The sequence below is a fragment of the Helicobacter sp. MIT 01-3238 genome, from assembly GCF_003364135.1.
GTDB lineage: Bacteria > Campylobacterota > Campylobacteria > Campylobacterales > Helicobacteraceae > Helicobacter_B.
This window is the reverse complement of sequence record NZ_NXLN01000023.1, coordinates 32077-45084: the sequence shown is the minus strand read 5'-3', so window position 1 is coordinate 45084 and position 13008 is coordinate 32077. Positions and strand designations below refer to the sequence as shown.

The window sequence follows — 13008 nt, the reverse complement described above, 5'->3', positions numbered from 1 at the left end:
ACACAGATTCTAGCGACAACCTAAAAGCAACTTCTCTAGGCAAAATCACAGCTTATGGACACAAAGACTCTTCTTCTACCTACTCATCAAGTGCGGGGACAATCTCACGCTCTTTGCTAGAATCAAACCCAAGTGGGAATGGCGATATAACCTCAATCCTGCGCTTGCTTCCAAATGTGCAGTTTGACAACTCCCAATTACGAAGCACTTCCCCCGGTGAAATCGACCCTGCAAATATCTCCATAAGTGGCGGGCTTTTTTGGCAAAATAATTTCCAACTTGATGGGTTTAATATGAACAACGACTTAGACCCGCACGGCAGCACCACAAACAACCAAACCTCCATACGCTCCACAGGCTCGCAAGGGCTAAACATCGACACAAGCCTTTTAGAATCCATAACCGTGCAAGATAGCAATGTTAGCGCAGCTTATGGAGGATTTAGCGGCGGGGTGGTGGAGGCAAATGTCCGCAGAGCACGCAAAGATGACGGAGGCTTCAAAGGCTGGCACGGCAATATCTCATATCAATTCACACAAGGCAATGCCGACCCTCAAAAATTCTCCCTCACTAAGTATCATTATGATGAGCGCGCGGAGAGCAGTCTCTTTTTAAGCGCAGATGAACGCTACCAACCAGAATTTTTCAAATACTCTATCAAATCAAGCCTAGAGGGGCATATCACTAAAGATTTAGGATTAGTAGCGAGCTTTACCACCACACAGAGCATTATCCCACTAAGCTCATATCGTAATCTCGCCTCATATCGCTATGGAAACGATTTAGACAAAAAGCGCGAAAACAAACGCCAATCCTACAACTACTACCTAAAAGCGCATTGGAATCCACGAGAAAACCTCACACTAGAAGCAAATCTAGGCTATGCCCCGCAGTATAACACTTACTACAATGACGCTGCGGCAAATAGCTACTATGAAATGCGAAGCGGAGGCTACCAAGCGGGACTAAAGGCGTTATGGCAGCTCCCAAAAGCCCTATGGACACAATCGCTAGGACTATCCTATGTAGAAAACTCACGCAAAAGCGATGCGAACTACTTTTATCAATGGTTTCGCAGTGTGGATAAAAATGGTGGTGGCACAAATTTACTTGTGTTTGAGGGTGGGTTTGGCGATTTAGACCAAACCCAAGCCACCACTACTTATAAAAGTGATTTAAGCTTTGAGCCGCTACAAATCCACCGCCTAAGCAACAATATCCGCTTAGGCTTTGAAATCTCTCATCTCTACATTGGGCGCAATCGCCCAACCGACCATTATTGGATGCAGGGCAATCCTACAAGAATGACTACGGTGCAACATTGCGGGGTGGATTCTCTAGGATATGATGGGCTTTGCTCTTCTTCGCCACTATTGCAAAACGGGCAACCTATGACAAGCGGGAGTGGTGCTGGCGGGCAATTTGCCACACAAATACGAATCAACAAAGCAAATAATTTTGTCTTTAATGGGCTAAGCTATGGAGTCTTTGCAGAAAATGATATGCAGCTAGATTTTGGCTTTATGGGGCTTCTTAACATTCGTCCGGGCTTGCGCTTTGATGGGGATAGCTATATGGGCAAGCACACTATTGCGCCGAGATTTTCGCTAAGTTATGTTACACCCGCGCCAAGAGAGTGGCAAACCAAACTCACATTTGGAGCAAATCGCTACTATGGGCGCAATTTGCTAAGCTTTTGGCTCTATGCACAGCAAAGCAAAAGCTGGGAGGTGTGGCACAGGCGAATGTGTGATGATGCTGCTAATGGTCAAGCAAATGGATATACTTGCAGTAGTGGCGCAAATGCGCCTAGCGATTGGAAGCGCAACAATGATTACAACCTAAGTAGCTTTTTTCACTTTGAAAAACTTCGCGTGCCTTATGATGATGAACTAATGGGCGGTATCACACAACAACTCGGAATCTTCGAGCTAAGCGCAAAGTATATTATGCGTTTTGGACGCGATGAAGTGATGAGGCAAGATACGGGAAATGCTCAAACGCGCAGCGATTCGTATTGGAACAATAACGGCAGCTCACAAAGCGACATAATAGCGGTAATACTACAAAATACACAGCCTATAAACACCTTTGGAATCGCTCATCACTATTTGTTTGCCTATGATGTTACGCAAGTAAAGCGCAGTTACAACATTTGGCTAAACACGCATAACGGCGTGGATAGAGATGATGATGAATATGCTAATAACGAGCTTATCTACTATGATGGGGCTCTCATACGCTACCGTGATAGACCTGTGGAAAACTTCGCGCGACCATTTACCCTGCGACTTACCACCACGCATAGCTTCAAAATCTCGCGCACAAAGTGGCTGTGGAACAACTTTTTTCGTTATCGTGGCGGGTTTGATAGAATGATAAATACCGCGCAAACCATAAGCATAAATGGCACGAATTATCAGCGGTTTGACAAAATGCACTTCAAAGCGGCATTTAGCTGGGATATGCGCATAGGAATGGAAGTAGATGTCTATCGTGGCAAAAAAATGCGAAACATACTTTATGTCAATGTGGATATTTATAATGTGCTTAACGCACGCAATATGACAACGCTCCAAGCCACAGGCGTAACAACCACTAATGGCGCGATAACTCCCGGGATTGCTTCTGCGGGAGCTTATGCAGTGTATGAAATGGGACGGCAGTTTTGGTTTCAAGTGGGATATAAATTCTAAAGGGGGGTTAGGCAATGAAAAGAGCAATCAAAGATTTATTTTTTGTAGGGTTTATAATGATTTTATCATCACAAGGACTTAAATCAAGCGATTTATTTGAATCGTCAAAATCCATAAATAGTGGCGAAGTAAGCGGATTTATACTAGGGCTTGGTGCGTCTTATGGCTCATTTGGATTCGCACAATACAGCGAAACACAAACCACTATCGTAAGCAATAAAGCCACAGCACAAGGTGGCACTACCACGACTACTACCATAACGCCACTTTCAACTATCAGTGCAAATGGCTATGGCGCGGGCGGTGGAATTATCTTGGGCTATCAGGGATTTTTAGAGCCTTTTAAGCAAATGGTGCAGTTTGGAGTGCGTGTATATGGCGACTTAAACGCCACAAAAACGCATATAAGAAATAACGACAAATTATATAACCCCACAATGCTACGATATGGACTAAATATCAATATGATGATAAATTTTATCGTAGTGAAGCGTGTGTTTGGGCTTGGGCTATTTGCAGGGGTGCGAATCGGTGGGATTTCGTATTTGGGTAAAGACATAGATAATATCAATAAGGAATTGCGCAAACTAAATAATGGCAATTTCCCCAAAAGCAGATTTGACTTAGGCATAAATGTAGGGCTAAGAGCAAATATCGCTAGAAATAGTGGGGTTGAGTTTATTTTTGCTTTGCCTATGTTTGAGCTTGATTACAAAGCAAATAAAGAGCGTGTAAATAAATCAAATGGACAAACTACAACCACCATAAATCGCTTAAGAGGCGACTTCAAAGAGCAGTGGAGCGTGGGCTTGCGCTACACTTGGACATTTGATTAGTGGCGTAAAATAAAAATGTGAAAATCTCTAACACAAAAGATTTTCATAAAAAGTGTGTATAAATGTAATCTTTTGTGCTTTTTGCCAAGCGACAAACCTATCTTTTAATCGCAAATTTATCAAAATAGCATAATATTTAGTGTCTTAAATTTCTTAAAAAGAGGTGTAAAATGAGTTTTATCGATGACATTAAAGCAAAGGCAAAGGCAGATATTAAAAAAATCGTGCTCCCAGAGACAAGCGACATACGCACGCTAGAAGCAGCGAGCGCGATTTTGGCAGAGGGCTTTGCAGAGGTGATTTTGGTAGGCGATGAGGGCGAGATAAACTCACGCGCTAAAGACAAGGGACTAAGCGTAGCCAAAGCAGAGTTTATAAACCCAGCTAGTAGCCCGCTTTTAGAAGAGTTTATCAAACTTTTTGTAGAATTGCGCGGGGCAAAGGGAATGGATAGCGCGCAAGCAAAGGATTTGCTCCTTAATAATCCTTTGTATTTTGGCGTGGCGTTGGTGCGAAGTGGCAAAGCAGACGGAATGGTAGCGGGTGCAATAAATGCCACCTCTGATGTGCTGCGAGCGGGACTGCAAATCATCGGCACGGCAAAAGATTCTAAAATCGTATCGAGCTTTTTTGTGATGGTCGTGCCAAATTGCGATTTTGGGCTTAATGGAACATTTGTGTTTGCTGATTGTGGATTGGTGCAAAATCCTAGCGCAGAGGAGCTCGCACATATTGCCATTAGCTCGGCAAAGAGCTTTGAAGCCCTTACCAAGGCTACGCCCTATGTGGGATTGCTAAGCCACTCCACTTATGGCAGTGCCAAGCACGCAGATGTGGATAAAGTGATAGAAGCGCGTGATATTGCCAAAAAGCTCGCGCCACACATTGCTATTGACGGGGAGCTTCAGCTTGATGCGGCAATCGTGCCAAGCGTGGGAGAATCTAAAGCAAAAGGCTCAAATGTCGCAGGCAAGGCAAATGTGCTGGTATTCCCTGATTTAGATTCTGGAAATATTGGCTACAAACTCGTCCAAAGGCTTGCTAAGGCGGAAGCGTATGGTCCTATCACACAGGGAATGGCAGCCCCTATCAATGACTTATCACGCGGGTGTAGCGCACAAGACATTGTGGGTGTAGCCGCACTTACCGCCCTGCAAGCACAAGACACGAAGTAGCCACGAAGCAATAAAAAATGCCAATAAAGCAAGAATCTAGCCCACACCTTAGCCCACAGCATATCTCTAGCGATACACAAGACACAATCGTAGCAATCTCTACGCCAAATATTGTGGCAAGTCGTCTAGATAGTGGCGGGGAAGGTGGGGTAAGTAGTAGTGGAGCGGGTAGTGCGGTGGGAGGGGGCATAGCCATAGTTCGCTTAAGTGGCACACAAGCCCTAAAAATCGCTTCTCTCATCGCCGTGCCTATAAAAAACAACACTTCAAACCCTAGCTACAAAAATCCAAGCAATCAAATAATTAACCAAGAAGTTAATCAAAAAACTAACCAAGAATCTAGCAAAGACAAAAACCAAATCCCTACACAAAATCCAAGTGCCACACAAGCAAAAGATACAAACACCACACAAGCAAAATCAAAAATAGATTCTATCGATTTATCCCCACGTCACGCTACGCTGTGCAATGTCTATGACAAAGGGGGAATCTTACTTGATGAGGCTATCATCATCTATTACAAGGCCCCACATAGCTACACTTGCGAAGATGTCATCGAAGTGCATTGCCACGCAAGTGATATTATCGCACAAAAGGTGCTACAATCCTGCTTACACTATGGTGCTAGGCTCGCACGCGGGGGGGAGTTTACCAAGAGGGCGTTTCTAAATGGACGCATTGACTTATCCCAAGCAAACGCTATCGCTCAAATGATAGCTACCAAAGATGCTTATCTGCAGAGTGCCCTTATATCCCAGCTAAAAGGCTCGCTAGGGGATTTTGTGCGTGAGGTGCGTGAGGTGCTGTATTTCACGCTTGCAAGTGCGGAAGTGATGATTGATTATAGTGAGGAGGATATTCCAAGTGAGCTTATAAGCGATATACACACCAAGCTAGAATCCTTGCGCATAAGGCTTGCTAAAATCTATGATTTTTCCACCACTAGAGCCAAAATCGGCAACGCGTGGAAGCTAGCAATCATCGGCAAGCCAAATGTCGGCAAATCTTCACTTCTAAATGCGATTTTGCTCCAAGAGAGGGCGATTACCTCAAGTATCGCAGGCACGACACGCGATAGAATCGAAGAGGAAATCATAATTGACGGTAGCATTGTGCGCCTTATCGATACCGCAGGCATACGCACTAGCACAGATATGATAGAATCCAAAGGCATACAGCTAAGTTTGCAAGCCTTGCAAGAAGCAAACATTGTCCTTGCGATTTTTGATAGCTCACGACTGCTAGATAGCGAGGACACTCAAGTGCTAGACGCGCTAAGCAAAAACAAAAAAGACAAAAAAATTTTAGCTATTTTTAACAAAAGCGATTGCAAAAATGTCCTAAAAAGCCAAGACATAAAGCATATAGAAAATCTATGTGATGAAAGCCTAGCCATAAGTGCGCTAGATGTCGAGCGCACCGCACACACACTCCAAGAGAAGCTAAAAGAAATCATCACCAAAAGCAATCTAAATGGCGAAGTGATTTTGAGTGCGTCCTATCAGCTAGAATCCCTAAAAGCAAGCATTGCTAATCTTGATTTGGCATTGCAAAGGCTAGACACAAGCGAGCTAGAGCTCTTTGCCTATCATATAAAAGATACGCTAGAATCTATCGGGCAAATCACTTCGCCATATACAAATGAGGAAATGCTAGATAAAATGTTTTCTCAATTTTGTCTTGGCAAGTGACAAAATGTGATAGAAGTTCAAAAGTGCGCTAAACAAGGAGAATCTATGAGAGTTTGTATATTTGCATTGTGTGTAGTGTTTGGAAGCGGTTGTATGAGTGTTTGTATGGCGGATTCTAGCATAAAATCTAGCCCAAAATCTAGCTTAGATTCTAGCGTGGATTCTACACTAGAATCTAGCGCGGATTCTAGTGAATCAAGCAGTGCAAAATCTAGTAAAAAATCTAAATCCAAAAAAGATTTTAGCCCTACTTCAAATTTTGCTTTAGGGGTTTTTGGCAATTTTGGCTCGATGATGGGTGGTGGGGTAGAAGCTGGATTTTGTATCTATTGTGGCGAAGTGTGGCAGGTGCGAAACGCCATATCACTTGAAGCAAAAGGCATAAAATTACACAGCGATTCTTATGATAGCCTAGCCCTCATCGCACACGAAAAAGTCATATTTAGCGCGACACTTGGTAGCTCTCTAGCCTCACGCATAGGGTTGCCATTTTTTCGTCCATATCTGCATATCAGTGCTGGATTTGGCTTGCTAGATTCTGCCCATACGGATTTTTTTCGCTCGCCATATTATTATGAAGTGCAAGGTGGAATGGGACACGAGTTTATCTCGCTTAGAGGGCATAGTGCGTATTTTGAAGTGGGAGGAGGGGTGGCAAACTTAAGTGCTAGAGTGCCACAAAGCCTTGAAAAAACTACATTAGGAGGGATTTTTAAAGTTTTGGTGGGAATGAGATTTTATTTCTAGAGATTTTTAGCCTAAATTTTTATTGCGCTTTTGTGGTGGCTGGACTTGTAGCTAGCTAGTTGGCTTAAAATTGTGCTTTTTTGGGTAAAATGCGCCTCTAGGGCTTTAAGCAAAATCTCTTAAAACCATTTTAAATCCTTAAAGCAAAAATCACAAATCCAAAACCCACAAAAAAGGAGCAAAATGAAAAATATCAAGCTATATATATGCGTGTTTTTGCTCACTAGCGCATTAGCCCAAAGCATAGAGCAAAATCAATCCACTCCACCACAAAATCCAAAACAAGAAAAAAATAAAGATTCTGCCAAAAAAGACACTAAAAAAACTCCTCAAAACAATCCTCAAAAAAAAGCACAAAACAACCCACAAAACAACACACCAAAACCACAAACTACTACAACCACACCACTCAAAAGCCAAACACCACTTACTTCCCCTAGTGCTATCACAGCACAAATCCCGCATATCGCTTATAATGGCACGGCATATATTTTCACTACAAATGAAGCAAATCCAAAGCCACTAAAATTTGGTGCAAAGACGATTTCTTGGCTAGCCCACCCCACAAAGACAGATACAAAAATCGCGCTTGTGGGCGTGCCATATCGCGCAAATCTTGGCAAAATCACCCTAAAAGATGGGCTTATCTTGGAGGTAAAAGCTGCCAACTACAAAAAAGAGCAAATCACAGTTACAGATACTTCCAAAGTCCGTCCAAACGCAGCACAGCAGGAGAGAATAACGCGCGAGCTAGAGGAAGCAAACAAAATCTACCTAACGCGCACGAAAGAGCGACTATGGAGTGAGAGATTTGAGCTACCACTAGGAAGCGTGATAACAAGCCACTATGGCAATGCTAGAATGTTTAACAACGAACTAAAAAGCTACCACGCAGGCACGGATTTTCGCGCAATTATCGGCACACCCATAAAAGCAGCAAATGATGGCAAAATAGCACTTGCAAAGGAGAGATTTTTATCTGGCAAAAGTGTAGTCATCGACCACGGAGAGGGGATTTATAGTGCTTACTTTCACTGCAGTGAGCTAAAAGTCGCAGTGGGCGATAGCGTGAAAAAAGGGCAAATAATCGCGCTAAGTGGCGATACAGGGCGCGTTAGTGGTGCGCATCTGCATTTCTCTATGATGGTGCAGGGAGTGAGTGTAGATGCACTGCACTTTATTGCCACGCTAAACGCACTATTTGAGTGAAGTAAAAAGTAAAATCTGAAAAAGCACAAGGGGTAAAAATGACAAAAAAACTTAAAAAACTACTCTATGATTTTTATATAGTCAATAAAAGCCTAGATGAAGCAAAAAAAGAAGTTGCCACAGATATGTCAGAATATGTCATAGCAGAAGAAAAAACAGAGGAGTTATTTCGTATTTTGAGCTTAATTTCAAAATGTCCTTGCGGGACACCTGCTTATTTGGATTCACAAGCTAGGACAGGGCTTAGAAAAAAATCAAAAAAGGCTTTTTTATCAAAAAAGCGATACGAAGAGGAAAAAGCTCAATATGACAAGATTATGAAAAAGACACTAAAGATGATTGGTAGCAAAAAGCTATAAAAAATTAAATTTGCCAAAATCCAAGCTACTAGCCACAAATCGCTAACTTACAAAGGAATCACAAATGCCACAAAGAAAAATCTCACAACACTACGCAGTTTTTAAACAAAATCTGCTAGATTTTATTCACACGCCACAATTTAAGGCTATTTTTGTTTTTGGTGTTTGTCTATATCTTGTCGCGCTTTTTGCGTTATTGCGAGGGAATGCGTATTATTTAGATGATTGGGTTAGGAGTATGAATCGTCAAGGGTTCAGTGGCTTTTCTCGCTATATGGCGACATTTTTGGTAGAGGTGCTAAATCTTTTTGATGGGATTTTGGATATTTCCCCACTTTATCAGTTGCTAGGCATTTGCTTTCTCACTCTTGCGTCTATGGCGATTTTATACGCGCTAAATGGTGGCTTTAGTTTTTGGGGAATCATCGCTTTAGCACCGCTTGGGCTAAGTCCGTATTTTTTGCAAAATATCTCATACAGGTTTGATTGCGCTACGATGAGTTTCGCGCTATTGTGTGCGTGCTTGCCTTTTATCTTTCGCAAAAATCTAGCTGTGTTTTGTGCTGTGAGTGTGGTTTGCCTAGTGTTTTCATATCTAAGCTATCAAGCTGCAAATAGCGTATATATCGTGCTTTGTTTATTTTTTGCCTTTGTGATGATAGTTGAAAGCTTTAGAAACAACAAAAAGCATATTTTGGCTTTTGTGCTATCTTGCGCAGGAAGTTTTGTGTTTGCTAGTGGGATTTACAAAGTAATTTTTGTGCGAAAGACTGATATAAACAGCTATGCTAGCGATAAAATGCTTTCTTTTAGTGAAATGTTTGGCGGGGGGGGGGGGATATATGCAAACATAAGCACTTATTTTCATCACTTACTTAGCGGTATGGCGTGGAGTCCATTTATTTTTATTTTTTATGCACTATGTGTGTTTTTTGTGGTTATTTGTTGTTTTGGGGACTTTGCTAGAGAATCTAAAAATACTAAGGCTTCTTTGCTAGGCAAAGCCTGCATATTTGTTTGTGCTGTTTTGTTTTTGGGTGTGAGCTTAGGCTTGTCTTTTGGGGCGTATTTGGTGCTAGAGAAGCCTATATTTGCACCACGAGTGTTTAATGGAATCGGCACTTTTGTAGCTGTGCTTTGCTTGTTTTGCCTTAGATATTCTCAAAATGGCAAAGTTTTTAAATTTTTGGGACGAGCTTTTGCACTTATTTTAGCCTATCAGTGTGTGCTTTATGCCAATTGCCTATGGCAACGCACTTACAAAGCAGCAAGAATACACAATGTTTCGGGCAAATTTGCTGATAAATGATTTGATTAAAATAAAGCCAAACCCCACTTACACAACGCATTTACAAGACAGGCGAAATCCAAACAAATGGTGGCACAAATGGAAAAAACCAAAGCTAGTCAAAGACTATGACACGATAATTTTCATAAAAGGCACTATCGGCTACACTCCTACCGCACAAGAGTTATCGCGTAGATATGCTATCACAAAGGCACTTTTGCCGATACATTTGGGCGAGGATTTTACCACGCCTGCAGTCTTGCAAGTCTATAAGATTCCTTATGCGATTGAAACTTTTAGTGAGCAATCCTACCAAGAATGCACCAAAAAAGCCACAAAATTTGCAAGAGATTCTACCATAGATTCTAGTGCGAAAGTTTTGCTAGAAAATCCCTATCACAAAATCGAAACTCATCAAGCAAAAGAATCCAAAAACGACACACCAAAAACTTGCCTTATCGTCACGCTTAAACCAAGCGAGTAAAATCTAAAATGATTAAGCAAGCAAAATCTAAGCAACCAAAATCTAAGCAAGCAAAAAATCCTTAGACAAATAAAATCATCAAACAAAAAGAATCTTAGATTTTTTCGGTTCGCTTATTTTTAGATTTTGTTCTTTTTGTGGCGAGATTGTTTTTATAGCTCTTGCTCTCTTATGGATTTTTCCTAGTTGATTATTCCTCTTTTGGGTAGTAGGCTAGCTACGATTAGCACGAGTGCCATCATTATCGTTACATAGATAAAAAATCCATTCTCCACCCCCGCGTTTTTGAAATTTAGCGCGATATATTGCGCAGAGCCACCAAAAATCGCATTTGGTATCGCATAGCCAAACCCCGTGCCAAGCGCACGAATGTGCATAGGAAATAGCTTTGCTTTAAAGATTCCAGCCACTGAAGTGTAAAAACTAAGTATCACAAAAAGTGCGACTATCACGCCAAAGGCATAGTATGGATTTGCACTCACTTGCGTGCTTCCTAGTAGCATAAATAGCGGGTAGATTCCACACATTGCAAGGGTGGCAAAGATGATGAGAGACCGTTTATGTCCGATTTTATCCCCTAGTAGCCCAAAAAGTGGCTGCATACACATAAGCAAAAATAGCGCGTAAAGCATAATATGATTGGAAGTAGTCGTGCTGATATGTGCAGAATTTATCATAAAAGTCTTTGTATAAGTCGTGATGGTATAAAACGCTAGAGAGCCGCCCGAAGTGATTCCCACCACGAGCAAAAAGGGCTTCCAGCTTTGAAGCAGTGCCTTTAGCGTGCCTCTATCCTCGTGCTTTTCTAAATCCTGTGCACTCTCTTGCATAATACTTCTCACAAAAAGTGAGCCTAGTGCCAAAATTCCGCCGATGACAAACAAAATCCTCCAAGCCCACTCTTTCATTTCCGCTTCGGTGTAGAAATATAGCATTATACTGATACTTGCCACTGCCAAAAGCTGCCCACCGATAAGTGTAACATACTGAAATGATGAGTAAAATCCGCGCTTACCCTCGCTTGCTAGCTCGCTAAGATAAGTCGCTGCTATGCCATACTCGCCACCCACGCTTATGCCCTGAATAAGCCGCGCTATAAGCAAAAGTATCACGGCAAATTCTCCCACGCTATCTTTGCTAGGTAGAGCTGCTATCATAAAAGAGCCTAGTGCCATAAGCACGACTGAAATCACCATAGATGATTTTCGCCCGATTTTATCCGCCAAAGAGCCAAAGAGCCAAGAGCCAATCGGGCGCATAAAAAACCCAAGCGCGAAAATACCAAATGCGTTTATCTGCTGAATGGTGGGGTTATCTGAAGTGGAGAATGTGTGTGCGAAATACACCGCGCTAAAGGCATAAATATAGAAGTCAAACCATTCTACGAGATTTCCACTACTTGCTGCGATGATAGAGCGGATTTTGGCTTGCTTTGAGAGTTGGCTCGTAGCGGATGTAGAGTCTGCTTTGTCTTGTGAAGTGCCACTCTGCGAAGTAGTGCTTTGCGAAGTGGCAGTAGTGGATAGGTTTTTAGATTTTTGCATTTTAGTCCTTTTGGTGATTTAAGTGGTTTGGAATTGTCTTTTTTGATTTTTATGGAATTTTTAGAAAATCAAAAAAAAAATATTAAAGTAGAATCCAAAAACATTCTAGCCAAAGAGTTTTAAAACGACTAAAAATATTGCATAGCTTTTTGTTTCTTTTTGACAAAGGGTTACAAAAATAAACAAAATATTGCCTGCTTGAGTTTTTACGGATTTTGCTTATTTGTGGAAAAAAGTGCTGAGCCTATGCGAAGCATATTTGCCCCGTTTTGTATCGCTAAGTCAAAATCCCCACTCATACCCATAGATAGCACACTAGCACCTGCGTTAGATAGGCTATCATATAGCTCTTTTGTGATTGCAAAGCTATCATTTATCTTGCTTCTATCATCGCTGTGCGCACCGATAGTCATTATCCCACATAGATTGAGATTTTTGGCGCGGTCTTTTATTTCTAGAAACGCTTCTTTAGCACATTCTAGGCTAAATCCGTGCTTGCTAGGCTCATTTGCGCTATTTACTTGCAATAGCACAGGTTGGATTATGCCTAATTCTAAGCATTTCTCATCTATGGCTATGGCTAAGGGTAGGGAGTCTATGGAATGGATAAGTGCTGGGCGAAGTGCAAGGAGGGAGTTTATTTTGTTGCGCTGAAGTGTACCGATGAAGTGCCATTTGATAGGATTTTTATCAATAGAGTTTTTGCCAACAAGACTTTTGGAATCTATTTCGCCAATTTTTTGCCTCAAGTCTTGGACTTTGTTTTCGCCAAAGCAGCATTGCCCTAGAGAGTGCAAGTCCAAAATCTCTTGCGTGCTGTGGTATTTTGATACGGCGATTAGCTTTATTTCGTGGGTTTTTATATTGTGTTTTTGTGCGTAGATTTGGGAGTATTTTTGGATTTTGTCTTGGATAGATTTTAGGTTTTGTCTAAAGTCGTTTATCATTGCTTCTCTTTATTGCAAAAATAGGAGATATT

General features: G+C 41.7%; 11 protein-coding genes. 9 read left to right on the top strand and 2 right to left on the bottom strand.

Going from position 1 to position 13008, the window contains the following annotated elements; translation table 11 throughout:
• From CQA40_RS08360 to CQA40_RS08320, 9 genes are all read left to right on the top strand, one after another.
• A partial coding sequence (locus CQA40_RS08360) for a Plug domain-containing protein (protein ID WP_115520411.1) occupies positions 1-2696 on the top strand: 2696 nt, incomplete at its 5' end.
• 14 nt (positions 2697-2710) lie between these two features.
• On the top strand, positions 2711-3532 hold the full coding sequence (locus CQA40_RS08355) for an outer membrane beta-barrel protein (protein WP_115520410.1): 822 nt from the start codon (positions 2711-2713) through the stop codon (positions 3530-3532).
• A gap of 170 nt (positions 3533-3702) precedes the next feature.
• Positions 3703-4707 carry a phosphate acetyltransferase gene (gene pta, locus CQA40_RS08350; RefSeq protein ID WP_115520409.1) on the top strand — a complete coding sequence of 335 codons (1005 nt, stop codon included), beginning with the start codon at positions 3703-3705 and terminating at the stop codon, positions 4705-4707.
• A 17-nt stretch (positions 4708-4724) separates the two neighbouring features.
• Positions 4725-6398, top strand: coding sequence for a tRNA uridine-5-carboxymethylaminomethyl(34) synthesis GTPase MnmE (gene mnmE / locus CQA40_RS08345; protein ID WP_115520408.1), 1674 nt, complete (start codon positions 4725-4727; stop codon positions 6396-6398).
• Between the two features lie 45 nt (positions 6399-6443).
• Positions 6444-7145, top strand: coding sequence for a hypothetical protein (locus CQA40_RS08340; RefSeq protein WP_115520407.1), 702 nt, complete (start codon positions 6444-6446; stop codon positions 7143-7145).
• Between the two features lie 183 nt (positions 7146-7328).
• Positions 7329-8354, top strand: coding sequence for a M23 family metallopeptidase (locus CQA40_RS08335; protein ID WP_115520406.1), 1026 nt, complete (start codon positions 7329-7331; stop codon positions 8352-8354).
• A gap of 38 nt (positions 8355-8392) precedes the next feature.
• Complete coding sequence (locus CQA40_RS08330) at positions 8393-8713, top strand: hypothetical protein (protein ID WP_115520405.1); 321 nt, start codon at positions 8393-8395, stop codon at positions 8711-8713.
• A 64-nt stretch (positions 8714-8777) separates the two neighbouring features.
• A complete protein-coding gene (locus tag CQA40_RS08325; RefSeq protein ID WP_115520404.1) occupies positions 8778-10022 on the top strand; it encodes a glucosyltransferase domain-containing protein in 1245 nt (414 codons plus the stop codon).
• A complete protein-coding gene (locus CQA40_RS08320) occupies positions 9994-10485 on the top strand; it encodes a hypothetical protein (protein ID WP_115520403.1) in 492 nt (163 codons plus the stop codon). The genes CQA40_RS08325 and CQA40_RS08320 overlap by 29 nt, the downstream gene beginning before the upstream one ends.
• A 182-nt stretch (positions 10486-10667) precedes the next feature.
• Here the strand turns inward: CQA40_RS08320 and CQA40_RS08315 are convergent, their stop codons facing one another.
• Positions 10668-12029 (bottom strand): MFS transporter, encoded by a 1362-nt coding sequence (locus CQA40_RS08315; protein WP_115520402.1) that lies wholly within the window; start codon positions 12027-12029, stop codon positions 10668-10670.
• A gap of 206 nt (positions 12030-12235) precedes the next feature.
• Entirely contained in the window at positions 12236-12976 is a 741-nt protein-coding gene (locus tag CQA40_RS08310) for a YggS family pyridoxal phosphate-dependent enzyme (protein WP_408941419.1), read from the bottom strand.
• Positions 12977-13008 lie beyond the last annotated feature (32 nt).